This window comes from Dechloromonas sp. HYN0024 (genome assembly GCF_003441615.1).
Classification (GTDB): domain Bacteria; phylum Pseudomonadota; class Gammaproteobacteria; order Burkholderiales; family Rhodocyclaceae; genus Azonexus.
The window spans coordinates 1,992,957-2,012,361 of the sequence record NZ_CP031842.1 but is presented as its reverse complement, the minus strand read 5'-3'; the positions used below and the strand labels follow the sequence as shown (position 1 = coordinate 2,012,361).

At 59.1% G+C, this 19,405-nt stretch carries 18 protein-coding genes; 14 read left to right on the top strand and 4 right to left on the bottom strand.

From position 1 onward, the window contains the following. The gene (locus HYN24_RS09665; RefSeq protein ID WP_117609058.1) at positions 1-1,161 is read right to left on the bottom strand and encodes an NnrS family protein; all 1,161 of its coding nucleotides are present in this window, start codon (positions 1,159-1,161) and stop codon (positions 1-3) included. 164 nt (positions 1,162-1,325) lie between these two features. On the opposite strand from HYN24_RS09665, the gene HYN24_RS09660 reads away from it, so the two are divergent. The 4 genes from HYN24_RS09660 (at position 1,326) to HYN24_RS09645 (ending at position 4,918) form a co-directional block, all read left to right on the top strand. Further along, positions 1,326-2,570 carry a nitronate monooxygenase gene (locus HYN24_RS09660; RefSeq protein ID WP_117609057.1) on the top strand — a complete coding sequence of 415 codons (1,245 nt, stop codon included), beginning with the start codon at positions 1,326-1,328 and terminating at the stop codon, positions 2,568-2,570. A gap of 77 nt (positions 2,571-2,647) precedes the next feature. Further along, positions 2,648-3,880 carry a hypothetical protein gene (locus HYN24_RS09655; RefSeq protein WP_117609056.1) on the top strand — a complete coding sequence of 411 codons (1,233 nt, stop codon included), beginning with the start codon at positions 2,648-2,650 and terminating at the stop codon, positions 3,878-3,880. Beyond that, on the top strand, positions 3,870-4,322 hold the full coding sequence (locus tag HYN24_RS09650; protein ID WP_205421370.1) for a hypothetical protein: 453 nt from the start codon (positions 3,870-3,872) through the stop codon (positions 4,320-4,322). Before HYN24_RS09655 ends, HYN24_RS09650 begins: the two co-directional genes overlap by 11 nt. 158 nt (positions 4,323-4,480) lie before the next feature. Then, the gene (locus HYN24_RS09645; protein WP_117609054.1) at positions 4,481-4,918 is read left to right on the top strand and encodes a cyclic nucleotide-binding/CBS domain-containing protein; all 438 of its coding nucleotides are present in this window, start codon (positions 4,481-4,483) and stop codon (positions 4,916-4,918) included. Here the strand turns inward: HYN24_RS09645 and HYN24_RS09640 are convergent. The 3 genes from HYN24_RS09640 to HYN24_RS09630 form a co-directional block, all read right to left on the bottom strand. Beyond that, a complete protein-coding gene (locus HYN24_RS09640; protein WP_240327649.1) occupies positions 4,915-5,649 on the bottom strand; it encodes a tRNA pseudouridine(65) synthase TruC in 735 nt (244 codons plus the stop codon). The two genes, HYN24_RS09645 and HYN24_RS09640, sit on opposite strands and share 4 nt — an antisense overlap. Next, the gene (locus HYN24_RS09635; protein ID WP_117609052.1) at positions 5,642-6,625 is read right to left on the bottom strand and encodes a CoA ester lyase; all 984 of its coding nucleotides are present in this window, start codon (positions 6,623-6,625) and stop codon (positions 5,642-5,644) included. The genes HYN24_RS09640 and HYN24_RS09635 overlap by 8 nt, the downstream gene beginning before the upstream one ends. Before the next feature lie 77 nt (positions 6,626-6,702). After that, on the bottom strand, positions 6,703-7,689 hold the full coding sequence (locus HYN24_RS09630) for a malate dehydrogenase (RefSeq protein WP_117609051.1): 987 nt from the start codon (positions 7,687-7,689) through the stop codon (positions 6,703-6,705). Positions 7,690-7,888: 199 nt separating this feature from the next. Here HYN24_RS09630 and HYN24_RS09625 point away from each other — a divergent pair, with 199 nt between their 5' ends. The 10 genes from HYN24_RS09625 (at position 7,889) to lpdA (ending at position 19,338) form a co-directional block, all read left to right on the top strand. Continuing rightward, positions 7,889-8,644 (top strand): GntR family transcriptional regulator, encoded by a 756-nt coding sequence (locus HYN24_RS09625; RefSeq protein WP_117609050.1) that lies wholly within the window; start codon positions 7,889-7,891, stop codon positions 8,642-8,644. 136 nt (positions 8,645-8,780) lie between these two features. Beyond that, positions 8,781-9,170: a succinate dehydrogenase, cytochrome b556 subunit gene (gene sdhC, locus HYN24_RS09620; RefSeq protein WP_117610291.1), complete on the top strand. Its 390-nt coding sequence runs from the start codon at positions 8,781-8,783 to the stop codon at positions 9,168-9,170. Continuing rightward, positions 9,167-9,514, top strand: a complete 348-nt coding sequence (sdhD, locus tag HYN24_RS09615; RefSeq protein ID WP_117609049.1) for a succinate dehydrogenase, hydrophobic membrane anchor protein — start codon at positions 9,167-9,169, stop codon at positions 9,512-9,514. The genes sdhC and sdhD overlap by 4 nt, the downstream gene beginning before the upstream one ends. 2 nt (positions 9,515-9,516) lie before the next feature. Further along, positions 9,517-11,301, top strand: a complete 1,785-nt coding sequence (gene sdhA / locus HYN24_RS09610; RefSeq protein WP_117609048.1) for a succinate dehydrogenase flavoprotein subunit — start codon at positions 9,517-9,519, stop codon at positions 11,299-11,301. 12 nt (positions 11,302-11,313) lie between these two features. Continuing rightward, positions 11,314-12,024, top strand: a complete 711-nt coding sequence (locus HYN24_RS09605) for a succinate dehydrogenase iron-sulfur subunit (RefSeq protein WP_117609047.1) — start codon at positions 11,314-11,316, stop codon at positions 12,022-12,024. Next, positions 12,024-12,272: a succinate dehydrogenase assembly factor 2 gene (locus HYN24_RS09600; protein ID WP_117609046.1), complete on the top strand. Its 249-nt coding sequence runs from the start codon at positions 12,024-12,026 to the stop codon at positions 12,270-12,272. Before HYN24_RS09605 ends, HYN24_RS09600 begins: the two co-directional genes overlap by 1 nt. Before the next feature lie 83 nt (positions 12,273-12,355). Continuing rightward, positions 12,356-13,654: a citrate synthase gene (gene gltA / locus HYN24_RS09595; RefSeq protein WP_117609045.1), complete on the top strand. Its 1,299-nt coding sequence runs from the start codon at positions 12,356-12,358 to the stop codon at positions 13,652-13,654. A gap of 104 nt (positions 13,655-13,758) precedes the next feature. Next, the gene (locus HYN24_RS09590) at positions 13,759-16,593 is read left to right on the top strand and encodes a 2-oxoglutarate dehydrogenase E1 component (protein ID WP_117609044.1); all 2,835 of its coding nucleotides are present in this window, start codon (positions 13,759-13,761) and stop codon (positions 16,591-16,593) included. A gap of 24 nt (positions 16,594-16,617) precedes the next feature. Continuing rightward, positions 16,618-17,838, top strand: coding sequence for a 2-oxoglutarate dehydrogenase complex dihydrolipoyllysine-residue succinyltransferase (gene odhB, locus HYN24_RS09585; protein ID WP_117609043.1), 1,221 nt, complete (start codon positions 16,618-16,620; stop codon positions 17,836-17,838). Positions 17,839-17,913: 75 nt separating this feature from the next. Next, positions 17,914-19,338, top strand: coding sequence for a dihydrolipoyl dehydrogenase (gene lpdA / locus HYN24_RS09580; protein ID WP_117609042.1), 1,425 nt, complete (start codon positions 17,914-17,916; stop codon positions 19,336-19,338). Positions 19,339-19,405: the final 67 nt, after the last annotated feature.

The following is a 19,405-nucleotide window of genomic DNA, read 5'->3' as shown; positions in this document are numbered from 1 at the left end:
TCAGTGTTCGCGGCCGTCGATGCGTGGCCGGAGCAGGAGCGGTATGGTCCGCCAGCCAAGAATGGCGAAAGCCGCAAACCAGCAGGTCGCCGCCAGGTGTATCCAGCCGAGGTAGGCGGCCGGTAGCCATTGCGGCGCAATAATGCGGGCGAACAGTGCCGCAAGCATGATGACCAGAACCAGCTTGTCCCCGGTCTGGAAGATGACTTTGCGACCGGTATGACCCTTGGAAATGCGGACGATCATGCCCGGAATGATCAGGCCCATGACGCCAAAGGTGAACAGATGGACAGAGACCGAGCCGACCCAGATAAAGGTCACCGCATGCCCAAGAGCCTCGATCAATAGCTGGGCGACGAGGCACAGGTAGCCGATGTACATGACGCCGATATCGAGACGCTGGAAGGCGAGTTGCGGCTTCCAGTAGAAAAAACGGATGGCGAGCAGGGTAGCGAGAGTGAGCGAGATCGCGGCAGTAATTGGTCGGGGCAGGGCAAATTCGAGTACCAGCACGAGGCCGAGTAGCTTGATCGACATGTCCAGAACTGGATGGCGCAGGAGCTGGGTCTGGAAGGCGGCTTTCATGAAACCGGTCAGTGTGCGTTCGAGCATGACCAGAAAGGCCAGGCGGAAGAGGCCGATGGCCATGCTGTAGCCGGTCGTGAAATCGCCGCCTTCAAGCATGAGGTATTTGGCGATGAGAAAGCCGGGCAGCATGATGAGGAAAAAAGCGTTGTCGCGGTAGCTGTCGGTCTCACGATGTCGGATCAGTGTCCACAGCAGCATGGCGACGATGCTGCCAAGAAAAAGATTGTTCGTTAGCAAAAATGCGGCATGCGGCCAGCTGCCGCCGAAGGCCATGCCGATCCGCTCGATGATCCAGGCGGCAGCAAGCAGTATCAGGGCAGGGCCGTGGTAGCCGCGGATATTTACCCAGTTTTTGGTGGACGTGAGCAGGAAACCACCGAGCACGGCCCAGCCGAAGCCAAAGAACATTTCGTGGGCGTGCCACTGGACAGCGGTGAAGCTCGCATCCGGCAAGGTAACGGCGCCGCTGAAGATGAGCGCCCAGATGACCGGCAAAGACATCCCGGCGAGACAGGTCAGCGAGAAAAAAGGCCGAAAGCCGACGAGCCAGAACGGGTGGGTCGAAAAATGCATGTGAACCTATGGCCGGAAAATCGATCGAAGTGGCAAGTTTAGCCACAGTTGCTTGGGCAAAATTTGATTTATCCCCGGCTCGTCAAGCATCGGCCTTAACATTGGCGTAAAATCCGTCACTTGGCCGTGAGCGAGGGGACCGGCCTGTATTCATAAGGACAATGATGAAGCGTGTGGACGATTTTCGCTTGCGCCTAGGCAAGCACGAGTTGGTGCCAATCATGATCGGCGGCATGGGGGTGGATATTTCGAGTGTCGATCTGGCTCTCGAGGTGGCGCGCCTGGGGGGCGTTGGCCACATTTCCGATGCAATGATCAAGACTGTGTCGGATCGCCGCTACAACACCAAGTTCGTCAAGGAAAAACTCAAGACCTACAAGTTTAACGTCGAGAACGAAGACAAATCACCCGTCAAGTTCGATCTTGGCAAGCTGGTCGAAGCCACCCGCCTGCACGTTGAGGCTGCCATGTCGCGCAAGAAGGGCGATGGCATGATCTTCATCAACTGCATGGAAAAGCTGACCATGAACGCGCCGAAGGAGACGCTCAAGGTCCGCATGGAAGCCGCGATGGATGCCGGTATCGAAGGCATCACGCTGGCCGCCGGCCTGCATCTCGGTTCCTTTGCGCTGATCGAGGAACATCCGCGTTTCCGTGATGTTCAGCTAGGCATCATCGTTTCCTCGGTGCGCGCCCTGCAGCTGTTCCTCAAAAAAAGTTCGCGCACCGGTCGTCTGCCCGACTATATCGTCGTTGAAGGTCCGCTGGCCGGTGGTCACCTGGGGTTCGGCATGGACTGGGCGCAGTACGATCTGGCGACCATCGTCGCCGAAGTGATCCAGTTCCTGAAGAACGAGCACCTTGATATCCCGGTCATTCCGGCTGGGGGTATTTTCACCGGTTCCGATGCTGCCGCCTTCCTCGAAAGTGGCGCCTCGGCCGTCCAGGTGGCGACCCGCTTTACCGTGTCGAAGGAGTGCGGCCTGCCGGACGACGTCAAGCAGGAGTACTTCAAGGCCAGCGAAGATGACATCGAGGTGAACCAGATTTCACCGACTGGCTACCCGATGCGCATGATCAAGAGCAGCCCCGGCATCGGCGATGGCATTCGTCCGAATTGCGAGGCTTACGGCTACCTGCTCGATGCCAACGGCAAGTGTGCCTACGTTACTTCCTATAATCGCGAAGTGCTGGCCCACCCGGGTGCCCGCAAGGTGTCTGTCATGGACAAGACCTGTCTGTGCACCCACATGCGCAACTTTGATATCTGGACTTGCGGCCATCTCACCTACCGGCTCAAGGACACGACGCGCAAGGCGGCGGATGGCAGTTATCAACTGCTGTCGGCCGAACATATCTTCAAGGATTATCAGTTCAGCACTGAACAGAAGATCGCCTTGCCGGAATAACCGCTGGCCTGACTGACGAAAACTGGCGTTGGCCGGTATCGTCAGTCCTGGTCGGGCAGCGACGAAAACCCAAAGTCATGACTATTGCCAATGTATTCCGCTGGGCAGCACGCTGTTGTCCGCTCAAAAGCGTCGCTCTCGCCTGTCTGGTCGCTCCGCTGATTGTTTTGCCGGTCAGTGCAGAGTCAGAGTCTGCGTTTTCCCTGCAGGGTTTCGGAACGCTCGGCATGGCCCGAACGACGACGGACAATGTCGAATTTGTTCGCGACCTGTCGCAGCCGCGAGGTATCAGCAAGGAGTGGAGTGGTCTGATAGACAGCGTCATTGGCGTACAAGGCGCCTGGCGTTTCAATCGGCAGCTGGAGGCAGTGGTTCAGGCGAATAGTCGCTACCGCTACGACAAGACCTTTACCCCGGATATCGCCTGGGCCTACCTCAAATACGATCCGACCCCCAATCTGAGCCTGCGCGCCGGGCGCCTGGGTACCGAGTTTTTCATGATGGCCGATTCGCGCTGGGTCGGCTATTCCTTCCTGACGGTGCGTCCGCCGGGTGATTACTTCTGGTATTTGCCGTTCTACAGCATCAGTGGCGCCGATGCGGCGATCAGTATTCCGCTCGGCGAAAATGTGCTGCGGGCGAAAGCCTTCTATGGCTATTCTGACGGGAAGATTCCCCTGGCCGAGGAACAATGGGACATTGCCGGTTCGCCGATGGCAGGTGCTTACCTCGAGTATCAAGTCGGGCCCTGGCAGGTGCGGGGGAGCTACGCCAATATTCGTTTTGAGCGTGATCTACCCTTGGCACCTGTCGTCAACCCGATTGTCGTGCCGCTGCGTGGAAGCGGTATGACAGCAACAGAACTCGCCTTCTTGAGCACCCGTCATACGCGGACCCATTACTTTTCCGTTGGTGCGGTCTACGACAATGGGCCTTGGCAGGCGCAGCTCATGCTGAACCATATCGATCAGGGCAGTCGTGCGCTCGAAAGTTCGACTGCTGCCTACGCACTGATTGGCTATCGTTGGGGCGCGGTAACGCCTTATCTGGGTTATTCATGGGTGCGTTCGCATCCGCGGAATGATTCGTTGAATTTTGTCACTAGCTACGTCATGGATGACTCTCGTTCGACCCAGGATACGACGTTTGCGGGTATGCGCTGGGATGTGGCCCGGAACATTGCCCTCAAGGCGCAGTGGGATGGTATCCGGGGGCAGGCGTCGTCAATCTTTCCCTATCGGCAGGATCGTCGGGGTAATTGGGACGGGAAGATGGACATCTTTTCGCTGACCATGGATTTTGTTTTCTGACGCCGTGGCTTTCCGTCGCCTGATCCTTCCGCTCGCGATTTTCTGGCTGCTGCTGCAGCCGGCGGCAGAGGTGCGCGCCGAATTGGTGGTGGTGGTCAATGCCCGCCTGGGTGTTGCGGCGATGACACGCAACGAGGTGGTTAATATTTTCTTCGGGCGTAATCGCCAGTTTTTCAACGGTGTCGAGGCACAGCCGGTGGAATTGCCGGAGAGCCATGCGGAGCGCGCCCGCTTTTATCGGCTGCTGGTCGGCAAGGACTTGTCGGACATTAACGTCTACTGGTCGCGGCAGGTCTTTGCCGGGCGCCTGCAGCCACCGGTCAGGGTCAGTTCAAGCGAAGAAGTCTTGAAATGGGTTGTCTCGCATCCCGGCGGTATCGGTGTGGTCGATCTGGCCAAGGCGGATGCACGGGTTCGCGTGGTTTACGAACTGACCCCCTGAGAAAATTTTTTGGGATTTCCATTGAACGTTGAGCTGATTGGCATGGTCATCATCTTTGTGGCCATTGCGGTGATTGTCATCAAGCTGGGGTAATCTTCGCATGTGCTGAGCTTTTTGTTTTGAATGCACTTCGCTGACTATTACAACAGGAGACAAACATGCCTAATCGCATCATCAGCAACATCATCGCTGGCCAGACTGTCGTTTCGGCCGGCAAGGAAAGCACTGTTCGCGCCGCTTGCGCGCTCATGGCCCAAAAGCGGATCGGCGCCATGCTGGTCGTCGAAAATAACCGGATTGTCGGCATCTTCACCGAGCGTGATGCGCTGAACAAGGTACTGGCCGGCAATCTCGATCCCGATAAGACCCTTTTGTCGCAGGTCATGGTCGCCAACCCGCAAACCATCCGGGCTGACAAGCCCCTCGGCTACGCCCTGCAGTTCATGATCGATGGCGGCTTCCGCCATGTGCCAGTGGTCGATCAGAACGGTGCGCCGCTGGGTATGGTCTCGGCGCGTGATGCGCTTGGCCAGGATATTGTCCAGCTTGAGCAGAACCAGAAGTTCCGCGAGCATCTCGAGGAAAATATCGCCTAAGCGGTTTCGGTTGGCCAGTTAAAACGCGCCAGTGTGGCGGCGAATTCGCCGGACACTGGCGCTTTTATTTTCAGTCGTTGTTGGGTGACCGGATGATCGAAGGACAGGCCGACACAAGCCAGCAGGAGGCGGTGGCAGCCGAGCTCGTCAGCAAAGTAGCGGTTGTGCCGTCCCTTGCCATAGGTGGCGTCGCCAATGATCGGGTGGGCGATGTGTTTGAGGTGGCGGCGGATCTGGTGGCGGCGGCCGGTGACTGGCGCCAGTGCGAGCAGGGCGTAGCGGCTGCTCGGATAGCGGTCGACGGCAACCGGTAATTCGATCTCCGCCAGCTTGCGAAAATGGGTCAGGGCAGATTGCGCTTCCGTACTGCTGCGTTCGCCCTGGAACTCATAGGTGTCGCGCTGCCGTGACAGCGCGTGGTCAATGGTGCCGGAAGCCGGCGGAAAGCCGCGAACTACCGCCAGATATTGCTTGTCGACCGCTCCGGCCTCGAACTGGCGGCCGAGCAGGCTGGCCATTTCCTTGTTCAGGCCAAAGAGCAGGACGCCCGAGGTTCCCCGGTCAAGCCGGTGAGCCGGCCAGACGTGCTGGCCGATCTGGTCGCGCAGGATCTGGATGGCGAAGCGGGTTTCGTGGCGGTCGATTTCCGAACGATGCACGAGCAGGCCGGGTGGCTTGTCGATGACGACGATATGCTCGTCGCGGTAGAGAATCGGAAGTTCTTCAGGCAAAGAAGCGGCTCTTTGCCTCGGTGGAGATGTCCATGCCAGTGACGTGGGCGCGCTCAAGCAAGGCCCAGTAATAGCGGTAGGAAGCCCGGTCGTGCAGCTTGCCGTCATGCTGGATCGGACCCCAGTCCTTGTCCTGCGCGGCAATCAGAATCTCGGCGGCGGCCTGGACCTCGGAGAAGTCGGGGCGCATGGCTTCGACGATCGGCACGATCTGGTTCGGATGGATGCTCCACATGCGCAGGTATCCGAATTCGCTGCGGGCGCGCCGGGCATCGCTACGGATGGTTTCAATGTCCTTGAGTTCGGTCGTCACGTTATGCGACGGGACGACGCCACTGGCCAGCGCGGCAGCACTGATTTCGCACTTGGCGCGGGCGACCAGCGGGTGGTCGAACTGACCGGGACTCTTCATGGCGCTGCCGGGAATCGCGCCGTGGTGGCCGGAAACGAAATCCATCAGGCCGAAATCGAGGCTCTCGACACCAGGCAGGGCGGCGATTTCCCAGACTTCGCGCAGGGCGCCGTGGGTTTCGATCAGGACATGCACCGGAATCCGGCGCTCGACGCCAAAATGCTGCTCGACTTGACGCAAGGCTTCGATCTGTACCTGGACGTCACCGGCGCTGCACGGTTTGGGCAGGGTAATAAAAGGCAGCCGGCTGCCGGCCATGCCAACGAGGATGTCGAGGTCTTTGCGCCAGTGCGCGTGGGTGACATCATGGATGCGCGCACCAACCCGGTTGAAACGGTTGTCATCACTCATGATGACGCTGGCAGCCATTTCCGCATGTTGGCGCTCGGCACCGGCATGGGCGCCATCTTCGCAGTCGCAGGTGATGTCGAAAATCGGCCCGAGTTCGTTCTGCAATTGCAGCGCTTTCCGCATCAGCTTTTCCGAACCGGCGTAATGATCGACGGCAGGCAGGATGGGGAAGGGCTTCTCGCCGGCAAAAAGGACGGTGTTCGGATGGCGCATGGTGTTTCGATCTGAAAAAGAAAAAGGCCGCGACATTTTATCGCGGCCTTTCGGTGAAGCTAAGAACTAATGCAGGATTACAGCATGTCCTTGACGGCTTCGGCTTCGTCGGTCAGTTCCTTGAGCGTGAAATTCATCTTTTCACGGCTGTATTCGTCGATTTCCAGGCCCTGGATAATCTTGAAGGAACCACCCTTGCACTCGCACGGGAAGCCATAAACGATGCCGGCCGGGATGCCGTAGGAGCCGTCGGACGGAACACCCATGGTGACCCAGTCGCTGGAGCCGAGGACCCAGTCACGGACGTGGTCGATGGCGGCGTTGGCGGCCGAGGCAGCGGAGGACAGGCCACGCGCTTCGATGATGGCGGCACCGCGCTTGCCAACGGTCGGCAGGAAGACGTCGTTGTTCCAGGCGTGATCGTTGATCAGGGCCTTGACGTTATTGCCATTGGATTCGCAGTTGCGGTAGTCGGCGTACATCGTCGGCGAGTGGTTACCCCAGACGACCAGCTTCTTGAACGAAGACACGGCGCGACCGGTCTTTTCGGCCAGCTGCGACAGGGCGCGGTTGTGGTCGAGACGGAGCATGCCGTGATAGTTGTTCGGGTTGGTGCGGCCAACCTTCTTGGCGGCAGCAGCGGCGATGAAGGCATTGGTGTTGCACGGGTTGCCAACGACCAGAACCTTGACGTCTTCCTTGGCGTTCTCGGCAATGGCCTTGCCCTGAACGGTGAAGATGGCGCCGTTGGCGGTCAGCAGGTCGGCACGTTCCATCCCCTTGGTGCGCGGACGGGCGCCCACCAGCAAGCAGACGTCGGCATCCTTGAAGGCGACGTTCGGGTCATCGGTGGCGACCATGCCGGCGAGCAGCGGGAAGGCGCAGTCGTCGAGTTCCATCATCACGCCCTTGACGGCTTGCTGGGCTTGCGGCAGGTCGAGCAACTGGAGGATGACCGGCTGGTCTTTGCCGAGCATTTCGCCGGAGGCAATGCGGAACAGCAGGCTATAACCGATCTGGCCGGCGGCGCCGGTAATGGCAACGCGCATGGGTGCTTTGGACATGTATCGCTCCTGTTTGAAACAGCGTGGTTGAAATTGTTCGAATTCGCTCGATTGCCCGCCTTTTTTTGCTTCCTTGCGTCAGCCGGCACGAGAGACTGTCGATGTTAGAAGTTCGGCGTTTTCCTGTCAATTCATCATGTGTCTTATATAAGATAACTTTCCGTGGACGCTGTGTCGGAAATGTGCTGAAATTTGGACCATGACTCGTGACGCCTCTCGTCCTGCACCTCGCTTAAGCTCCCCGACTTTCAGCCCGCTCTATCGCCAGATCAAGGATTTTCTCATCCGCAGTCTGGAGGAGGGCGAGTGGGGGCCGGGTGACGGTATTCCCAGCGAGGGTGAGTTGGCGGCACGCTTCAATGTCAGTCAGGGGACGGTCCGCAAAGCCATCGACGAAATGGCTGCCGAGAACCTGCTGGTCAGGCGGCAGGGCAAGGGGACGTTTGTCGCGACGCATAGCGACCCGCGTTCCTTCTATCGTTTTCTCAGGCTGGTGCCGGATGACGGTCAGGCCGCCCAGGCCGTCAGCGACCCCTTCTTTTGCCAAACCATCGAGGCGACAGCAGCGGTGGCAGCGGCACTGGGCTTGCGGGCCGGTGACCCGGTTGTGCTTGTCAAGCGGGTCTTGCGGTTCAGTGGCGAGCCGGTGGTCTTTGATGAAATCTATCTGGTGGCGGACCTGTTCAATGGTTTGGTGCTGGAAAGGTTGCGGGGCGGCGAACGTTCGCTCTACAGCTTGTTCGAGAGTGATTTTGGCGTTCGCATGATTCATGCAGAAGAGCGTCTGCGCGCTGTTGGCGCCGATGCCCAGAGTGCCGCGATAATCGGTGTGCCGCTCGGCGAGCCGCTTCTGCTCGTTGAGAGAACGGCCTATACCTATGGCAACAAGGCGGTTGAGTGGCGGCGTGGTCTTTATTCGACGCGGCATCATTACTACCGGAATGATTTGGGTTGAGCCAGTGCAGTGCATATGAACTAGGTCGGAAAGCGCCCCGCAAGGCATGCTCTACCTAGTTTTGAATGTATAATTACCGTTCTTTTCAAACCACGTAAAAGCGGATAACCGCATCTTCACGCGAGGGATGACGTTCATGGCAGAAATGACCATCAAGAAACGTCCAAAAAATTTGGACTTGACTACAATAAAGTTGCCGCTGCCGGGCAAGGTTTCGATTCTTCATCGCGTCAGCGGTGCCGGATTGTTTCTTTGTATCCCGGTAATGCTCTGGCTCTTCGGCGCCAGTGTAGGTTCCCCTGAAAGTTTTGCTGCCTTTAAGGCGGTTGCCGGATTCTGGCTGGTCAAGGCGATTCTGGCGGGCCTTATCTGGGCCTTTGTCCATCACTTCTGTGCTGGCATCCGCTTCCTCCTGCTCGACCTGCACATCGGTATCGAGAAGGAAGCTGCCCGCAAGTCGGCGGGTGTTGTTATGGCCGTCAGCCTTCCGCTGGCTGCGATCCTGATTTGGGGGGTGCTGCTGTGATTAACCGTATTGTTGTCGGTGCCCACTACGGCCTGAAGGACTGGATCATCCAGCGCGCCACGGCCGTCATCATGGCGGTCTATTCGGTGTTGATCGCTGCCGTGCTGTTGATCGTCCGTCCGTCGACCTTCGAAGCCTGGCAGGGCGTGTTCGCCAATGGCGTCATCAAGTTCCTGACCTTCCTTTTCTTCGTCAGTCTGTTCTATCACGCCTGGATTGGTATTCGTGACATCTGGATGGACTACGTGAAGCCGACTGGCCTGCGCCTGTCCCTGCACGTTCTGACCGCTGCTGCGCTGGTGGGTTACACCGCGTGGGCTGCTGCGATTCTCTGGAGGCTGTAAGCGTGAGTATTCCTGTTCTCAAGTTTGATGCGGTGATCGTTGGCGCCGGTGGTGCCGGTCTGCGTTCCGCCATTCAATTGTCCGAGGCTGGTCTGAAGACCGCCGTCCTGTCCAAGGTTTTCCCGACCCGTTCGCACACCGTTGCGGCGCAGGGTGGGGTGGCCGCTTCGCTCGGTAACTCCGAGGAAGATCACTGGACGTGGCACATGTACGATACCGTCAAGGGCTCCGACTGGCTCGGCGACCAGGACGCGATCGAATTCATGTGCAAGAAGGCCAACGAAGTCGTTGTTGAGCTCGAACACTACGGCATGCCTTTCGACCGGACCGATGACGGCAAGATCTATCAGCGTCCGTTCGGCGGCCACATGTCCAACTTCGGCGAAAAGCCGGTGCGTCGCTCCTGTGCTGCCGCTGACCGTACCGGTCACGCCATGCTGCACGCGATGTATCAGCGCAACGTCAAGGCCAACACCCAGTTCTTCGTGGAATGGATGGCCCTTGACCTGATCCGCGACGAAGAAGGTCATGTCCTCGGCGTCACCGCCATGGAAATGGAAACCGGCCAGATCGTGATCTTCCACGCTCGTGCCACCATTTTCGCCACCGGTGGTGCTGGCCGTATCTTCTACTCTTCGACCAACGCCTTCATCAATACCGGTGACGGCCTGGGCATGGCGGCGCGTGCCGGCATCCCGCTCGAAGACATGGAATTCTGGCAGTTCCACCCGACCGGCGTGGCCGGTGCGGGCGTGCTGATTACCGAAGGCGTGCGCGGCGAAGGCGGCATCCTGCGGAACTCCAGCAAGGAGCGCTTCATGGAGCGTTACGCCCCGAACGCCAAGGATCTCGCGTCGCGTGACGTGGTTTCCCGCGCCATGGCGACTGAAATCAAGGAAGGCCGCGGTTGTGGCGTCAACAAGGACTACGTCCTGCTCGACATCACCCACCTCGACCCCGCCACCATCATGAAGCGCCTGCCCGGCATTCACGAAATCGGCCTGCAGTTCGCCGGTGTCGATTGCCTGAAAGAGCCGCTGCCGGTCGTCCCGACCTGCCACTACCAGATGGGCGGTATCCCGACCCATTACTCCGGTCGTGTCGTGATGCCCAAGGATGGCGACATGAGCAGCATCGTTCCCGGCTTCTACGCTGGTGGCGAATGTGCTTGCGCTTCGGTGCACGGTGCCAACCGTCTCGGTACCAACTCGCTGCTCGACCTGCTGGTCTTCGGCAAGTCGGCCGGTGACTCGGCGGTCGAAGATCTCAAGGCCGGCCGCGCTCATCGCGAACTGCCGAAGGATGTTGCCGACAAGACCCTGGCCCGTATCTCTGCACTGGACAACCGCAAGGGTGGTGCCAATGTGCACGAAACCCGTCTTGCCATGCAGCGCACCATGCAGGATCACGCTGGTGTGTTCCGTTTCGGCGACATGCTCAAGCAGGGCGTCGAGAAGATCCTCGAAGTCGAGAAGGCAGCCCGCAATCTCGAAATCAAGGACAAGTCGATGGCCTGGAATACGGCCCGGACCGAAGCTCTCGAGATGGAAAACCTGATCGAAGTCGCCAAGGCCACGATGATCTCCGCCGAAGCCCGCAAGGAGTCCCGCGGTGCCCACGTGCGCGACGATGCGCCGGATACCGCCGAGTTCCCGAACGGCCGTAACGACAAGGAATGGCTGAAGCACACGCTGTTCTCGCCGGTCGACAACTCGATCACCTACAAGCCGGTGAACATGCAACCCCTGACCGTCGAGCCTGTTGCGCTCAAGACGCGCTCGTACTAATCGGAGTCCAGAATGAGCAAACGCATGGTTCAATTCAGTATCTATCGCTACGATCCGGACAAGGACGACGCGCCGTACATGCAGGACATCTCGGTCGAACTCGAACCGACTGACCGCAAGCTGCTCGACGCGCTGACCAAGCTCAAGGCCAAGGACGACGCGATCTCCTATCGCCGCTCCTGTCGCGAAGGTGTTTGTGGCTCCGATGCCATGAACATCAACGGCAAGAACGGTCTGGCCTGTCTGACCGATATCGACAGCCTCAAGCAGCCCATCGTCCTGCGTCCGCTGCCGGGCCTGCCGGTCATTCGCGACCTGATCGTCGACATGACCCAGTTCTTCAAGCAGTATCACTCGATCAAGCCCTACCTCATCAACAATGATCCGGCTCCGGAGCGCGAGCGCCTCCAGTCGCCAGAGGATCGTGAAGAGCTGAACGGTCTGTACGAGTGCATCCTGTGCGCCTGCTGCTCGACCTCTTGCCCGTCGTTCTGGTGGAACCCGGACAAGTTCGTCGGCCCGGCCGGCCTGCTCGCCGCTTACCGCTTCATCGCCGACACGCGCGACCAGGCGACCAACGAGCGTCTCGACAATCTCGAAGACCCGTATCGTCTGTTCCGTTGCCACTCCATCATGAACTGTGTTGACGTGTGCCCGAAGGGTCTGAACCCGACCAAGGCCATTGGCAAGATCAAGGACATGATGGTCCGTCGCGCCGTCTGATGGAAAGAGCGGACTACGAACGTCTGCGCTGGCGTTGTATTCGTCGTGCGCTGCTCGAACTCGATATCACCCTGACGCGTTTTCTTGATGGTGGCGAGTTTGAGAAGCTAAACGATGAACAGCAACAGGCGTTCGTGGCGCTTGCCGACATGGAGGATTACGATCTCTGGGACTTGCTGACCGGCAAGGCCGAGATCGATGATCCTCGCTTGGCGCAGATGGTCGCGCTGATTCGTAGTAAGAGTTGAGTAAGGTTGGCATTTTATCGTAGGAATGTTGACCGCTTTTTTGGCATTGCAGTTACAACCAACACCTGTAAAGGGATGACTCCATGACGACTGAACGCAAGGCAATTTTGAACATCGATGGACAGGCTCCCGTCGAATTCCAGATCATGACTCCGACGCACGGCAACGACTGCGTCGATATCCGTACCCTTGGTGCCAAGACCGGACTGTTCACCTATGACTCCGGCTTCCTTTCCACCGCCAGCTGCAAATCGACGGTTACCTTCATCGACGGCGACAAGGGCGAACTGCTCTACCGTGGCTACCCGATCGAGCAACTGGCTGAGAACTGCAACTTCCTCGAAGTGACCTATCTGCTGAAGAACGGCGAACTGCCGAACGCCAAGCAAAAGTCCACTTTCGAAAACACCATCAAGAACCACACGATGGTGCATGAGCAACTGACCAAGTTCTACTCCGGCTTCCGTCGCGATGCCCACCCGATGGCCGTCATGACTGGCGTCGTTGGTGCTCTGTCGGCCTTCTACCACGATGCCATGGACTTCTCCGATGCCGAGCACCGGAACGTCAGCTTCAACCGCCTCGTCGCCAAGATGCCGACCATCGTCGCCATGGCCTACAAGTACAACACCGGTGCGCCGTTCATGTATCCGGACAACGAACTGGATTACACCGCCAACTTCATGCGCATGATGTTCGGTAATCCGTGCGAGAAGTACAAGCCGAACCCGGTTCTGGTCAATGCGCTGGACACCATCTTCACGCTGCATGCCGATCATGAGCAGAACGCCTCGACCTCGACCGTCCGTCTGGCCGGTTCGTCGGGTGCCAATCCCTTCGCCTGTATCGCCGCCGGTATCGCCTGTCTGTGGGGCCCGGCGCACGGCGGTGCGAACGAAGCCTGCCTGCAGATGCTCGAGCAGATCGGTGACGTGTCCAAGGTCGGTGAATACATCAACCGCGCCAAGGACAAGAACGATTCCTTCAAGCTGATGGGCTTCGGTCACCGCGTCTACAAGAACTTCGACCCGCGCGCCAAGCTCATGCGCAAGGTCTGTTTCGATGTCCTGTCTGAACTCGGCCTGCAAAACGACCGCCTGTTCAAGCTGGCCATGGAACTCGAAAAGATCGCCCTGGAAGATCCGTACTTCGTCGAGAAGAAGCTCTACCCGAACGTCGACTTCTACTCCGGTATCGTGCAGAAGGCCATTGGCATTCCGACCGAAATGTTCACCTGTATCTTCGCGCTGGCCCGTACGGTTGGCTGGATGACGCAGTGGGAAGAAATGATCACCGATCCGGAATACAAGATCGGTCGTCCGCGCCAGCTCTACATGGGCGCCGCTCGACGCGACGTCATGCCGCTTGCCCAACGCGGCTAAGAAATAAACTGGGCGGCCGTGTGGCCGCCCTTTTTTTACCTGCGGAAAATCGTCACCAGTTGAGCGGTGACAACAGTGGAAAAAATACCCTAGAGGGGACGCCTATGACTACGATGAATAATCTGTTCGACAGCACGATGTACTTCGGCGGCAATGCGCCGTTTGTTGAAGAGCTGTATGAAAACTACCTGAATGATCCGACCTCCGTGCCGGCCGAATGGCGCGACTATTTTGATCGCCTGGCCCAGATGCCCGGCTACGTTGCACGCGATGTGGCGCACGCCCCGGTTATTTCCGCCTTTGCCGAACTGGCCAAGGATGGCGGTTTCCGTCCGGCTCCGGCGGCCGGTGGTGACAACAAGAAGCAATCTGCGGTCGGACAGATGGTCACCGCTTATCGCTCGATCGGTACCCGTTGGGCTGACCTTGATCCGCTCAAGCGTCTGGCCCGTCCGAAAATTGATGAACTGGAGCCGTCTTTTTACGGCTTCACCGATGCCGACCTGAACCAGACGTTCAGCGTCGGTTCGCTTAAAGGTCTGCCGGATACCGCCAAGCTCGGCGACATCCTCGAAACCCTGAAGCAGACCTATTGCGGCACCGTCGGCGTCGAGTACATGTACATGTCCGACTACAACGAAAAGCGCTGGATGCAGGAACGCCTCGAGAGCATCCGTTCGCGTCCGACCTACAGCGCCGACCAGAAGAAGCGTCTGCTTGAGCGTCTGACGGCTGCCGAGACCCTCGAACGCTACCTGCATACCAAGTACGTCGGCCAGAAGCGCTTCTCGCTCGAAGGCGGCGAGTCGCTGATCGTCTCCATGGACGAAGCGATCCGTACCGGCGGCAAGCTGGGTATCGATGAAGTCGTCATCGGCATGGCCCACCGCGGTCGTCTCAACGTCCTCGTCAATACGCTGGGCAAGGCCCCGTCCATGCTCTTCGCTGAATTTGAAGGCAAGAAGAAGAGCGACCTGTCGGCCGGCGACGTCAAGTACCACATGGGCTTCTCGTCCGACGTGTCCACCCCGGGAGGCCCGTGCCACCTGACGCTGGCGTTCAACCCGTCGCACCTCGAAATCGTCAACCCGGTGGTCGAAGGCTCGGTCTATGCCCGCCAGGTTCGTCGTGGCGAAGAAGGCAAGTCAAAGGTGTTGCCGGTCGTTGTGCATGGCGACTCCGCCGTGGCCGGCCAGGGCGTCAACCAGGAAATGCTCAACTTCGCTCAGACGCGTGGTTACGGCACGGGCGGCACGCTGCACATCGTCGTCAACAACCAGATCGGTTTCACCACCAGCGACCCGCGCGACTACCGCTCCGGCCACTACTGCACCGATATTTTCAAGATGGCCGATGCGCCGATCTTCCACGTCAACGGTGATGATCCGGAAGCTGTTGCGCTGGTTACCCAACTGGCCATGGAGTTCCGTCAGCAGTTCAAGAAGGATGTCGTCGTCGACATCATCTGTTTCCGCAAGCTCGGCCACAACGAGCAGGACGAGCCGATGGTCACCCAGCCGCTGATGTACAAGATCATCAGCAAGCATCCGGGTACCCGCAAGGTTTACGGCGACAAGCTGATTGCCGAAGGCGTTCTGCCGGCTGATGGCCCGGATCAGATGATCGCCCAGTACCGCGAGCATCTGGACAAGGGCGAACTGCTCTACAACCCGGTGCTGGCTGGCTACAAGCATGCCAATACCATCGACTGGACGCCGTTCCTGACCAAGAACTACATCGAGACCTGCGATACCACGGTGCCGATGAAGGAACTCAAGCGCCTGTCGAAGCGTCTGACGACGTTCCCGGAAGGCTACACGCTCCATTCCCGCGTCAAGAAGATTGCCGAAGATCGTGCTGCCATGGGCGAAGGCAAGCTGCCGGTCGACTGGGGTATGGCCGAGAACCTGGCTTACGCCTCGCTGCTGGTTTCCGGCTATGGTGTGCGCATCTCCGGTGAGGACGTTGGTCGCGGTACCTTCTTCCACCGCCATGCTGCTTTCCATGACCAGAACCGGACGAACTGGGACGAGGGTACCTATTACCCGCTGAAGAACCTGCAGGAAAAACAGGCTGGCTTCCAGTGCTACGACTCCGTGCTGTCCGAAGAAGCAGTGCTCGCTTTCGACTACGGCTACGCCTCGGCCAATCCGTATGAAATGGTGGTCTGGGAAGGTCAGTTCGGCGACTTCGCCAACGGCGCCCAGGTTGTCATCGACCAGTTCATCGCCTCGGGCGAAGCCAAGTGGGGCCGTGCCTGCGGTCTCGTCATGCTGCTGCCGCATGGCTACGAAGGCCAGGGTCCGGAACACTCTTCCGCCCGCCTCGAACGCTACATGCAGCTGTGTGCCGAAATGAACATGGAAGTCTGCGTGCCGACCACGGCCGCCCAGGTCTTCCACATGCTGCGCCGTCAGGGCGTGCGCATGCAGCGCAAGCCGCTGATCGTCATGACGCCGAAGTCGTTGCTCCGTCACAAGGATGCTGCCTGCAGCATGGAAGAGCTGGCCACGGGCGAATTCAAGCGCGTCATTGGCGAAATCGACGACATCGATCCGAAGAAGGTCAAGCGCGTACTCCTCTGCTGTGGCAAGGTTTACTATGACCTGCTGGCTGCCCGTCGGGAAAAGAAGATCACCGACATCGCCATCGTTCGCGTCGAACAGCTGTACCCCTTCCCGAAGGATTCCCTCGAGAAGGAACTGGCCAAGTATCCGAAGGCAACCGAAGTTGTCTGGACCCAGGAAGAGCCGCGCAATCAGGGCGCCTGGTACTGGATTGCCTCGCGTCACCATCTGGATACCCAGCTGGGCGTCAAACAGAAGATGTTGCTGGTCTCGCGTCCGGCCTCTTCGTCACCGGCGGTTGGCTATCTGGCCAAGCACAATGAGCAACAAAAGGCACTGGTCGAGTCCGCACTGGGCAAGATCGAGTACTGATAACTAGAGCAGAGTGGAGTCACTATGAGCATTATCGAAGTCCAAGTTCCCCAGCTTTCCGAGTCCGTTGCCGAAGGCACGCTCGCATCCTGGAAAAAGAAGATCGGCGATGCCGTCGCACGCGACGAAATCCTGATCGATATCGAAACCGACAAGGTTGTTCTCGAAGTTCCGTCGCCGGGCGCTGGTGTTCTCGTCGAAATCGTCAAGGCTGACGGCGAGACGGTTGTTTCTGGCGAACTGATTGCCCGCATCGATACCGAAGCCAAGGCTGGTGCCGCTGCTCCGGCTGCCGAAGCACCGAAGGCAGCCGCTGCTGCTGCGCCGGTCGCTGCTGCTGCCGCGCCTGCCGGTACGGCCAGCCCGTCGGCCCGCAAGATCCTCGACGAAAAGGGTGTTGCTGCCGCTGACGTCGCTGGTTCCGGCCGTGGCGGTCGCGTTACCAAGGAAGATGCCGTTGCTGCTGCACCGAAGGCCATCCCGGCTGCTCCGGCCGCCAAGGCCGCTGCCATCTCCGCACCGGCCACCGCCGTTGCCCTGGGTGATCGCACCGAACAGCGCGTCCCGATGTCCCGCCTACGCGCCCGTATCGCCGAGCGTCTGCTGCAATCGCAGCAGACCAACGCCATCCTGACCACGTTCAACGAAGTGAATATGGGTCCGATGATGGCGCTGCGCAAGCAGTACGGCGAGAAGTTCGAGAAGGCCCACGGCGTTCGCCTCGGCTTCATGGGTTTCTTCGTCAAGGCTGCCTGCGCCGCCCTGCAGAAGTTCCCCATCCTCAACGCCTCGGTTGATGGCAATGACATCGTCTATCACGGCTTCATCGACATCGGTATCGCTGTCGGTTCGCCGCGTGGTCTGGTCGTGCCGATCATCCGCAATGCGGACCAGATGAGCATCGCCGAAATCGAAAAGAAGATCGCCGAATTTGGCGCCAAGGCCAAGGATGGCAAGCTGTCCATCGAAGACCTGACCGGCGGCACCTTCTCGATCTCGAACGGCGGCATCTTCGGTTCCATGATGTCCACCCCGATCATCAATCCGCCGCAATCGGCCATTCTCGGCATCCACGCCACGAAGGACCGCGCCATGGTTGAGAACGGTCAAGTCGTTGTGCGTCCGATGAACTATCTGGCCATGTCCTACGATCACCGCATCATCGACGGCCGCGAAGCCGTCCTCGGTCTGGTGACCATGAAGGAAGCGCTGGAAGATCCGTCGCGTCTGCTGCTCGGCGTCTGATCGACGTTTGCCGGCGCCAGCGTCCCGCACAGGGCGCTGGCGCTTTTGCACATCTGAAATCTGAAAGGTTTACCCATGTCTCAGCAATTTGACGTGCTCGTTATCGGTGGCGGTCCTGGCGGTTACATCGCTGCCATTCGCGCCTCGCAACTCGGCTTCACGGCCGCCTGCGCCGAATCCAATCCCTATGCCGACCCCAAGGGCGAGCCGCGTCTCGGCGGCACCTGCCTGAACGTCGGTTGTATTCCGTCCAAGGCACTGCTGCACACCTCACACCTGTTCGAGGAAGCCAACCATAGCTTCGAAGCGCAGGGCATCAAGGTCGGCAAGGCCACCATCGACGTGCCGGTCATGAAGGCGCGCAAGGATGGCGTGGTCAATCAGCTGACCTCGGGCATCAAGATGCTGCTCAAGAAAAACAAGGTTACTTTCCTGGCCGGTCATGGTTCCTTCGTCGGCAAGGAAGGCGACTACTGGAAGGTCAAGGTTGGCGCCGAAGAAGTGCTGGCCAAGCAGGTCATCGTCGCCACCGGCTCCAAGGCCCGTCACCTGCCGAACCTGCCGGTTGACCAGAAGATCGTCATGGACAACGAAGGTGCCCTGAATCAGGAATCAGTGCCGAAGAAGCTGGCCATCATCGGTGCCGGCGTCATTGGTCTGGAAATGGGTTCGGTCTGGCGTCGTGTTGGTTCCGAAGTCACCGTTCTTGAAGCCATGCCGGATTTCCTGGCTGCCGCCGATGTCGACGTCGCCAAGGAAGCCCTCAAGCTGTTCACCAAGCAGGGCCTCAATATCCAGATGGGCGTCAAGATTGGCGACATCAAGGCAACCAAGAAATCGGTTTCCATCGCCTACACCGACAAGGATGGCAAGGCGCAGAAGCTCGATGCCGATCGCCTGATCGTCTCCATCGGCCGCCTCCCCAACACCGACGGCCTCAATGCCGACGGCGTCGGCCTCAAGCTCGATGCGCGTGGTTTCGTCGAAGTCGACGGCCACTGCAAGACCAATTTGCCGGGTGTCTGGGCAATTGGTGACGTCGTGCGTGGTCCGATGCTGGCCCACAAGGCGCATGAAGAAGGTGTGATGGTTGCCGAACTGATGGCAGGCCAGGCTGGCCACTGCAATTTCGATACCATTCCCTGGGTCATCTACACCTCGCCGGAAATCGCCTGGGTCGGCAAGACCGAGCAGCAGCTCAAGGCCGAAGGCGTTGCCTACAAGGCGGGCAAGGTGCCCTTCCTGGCCAATGGCCGGGCGCTGGGCATGGGCGATCCGTCCGGCTTCGTCAAGATGCTGGCCTGTAAGGAAACCGACCGTATCCTCGGCGTGCACATCATCGGCGCCAACGCTTCCGAAATCATTGCCGAAGCCGTTGTGGCGATGGAGTTCGGTGGTGCTTCCGAAGATCTGGCGCGCATCTGCCACGCTCATCCGACTCTGTCGGAGACCGTGCACGAAGCCGCTCTGGCTTGCGATAAGCGGACGCTGAACTTCTAATCGGCCAAGCGTTTGCCTGAAAGGCGGGTTGCGGAAACGCACCCGCCTTTATTTTTTTGGCAGAATA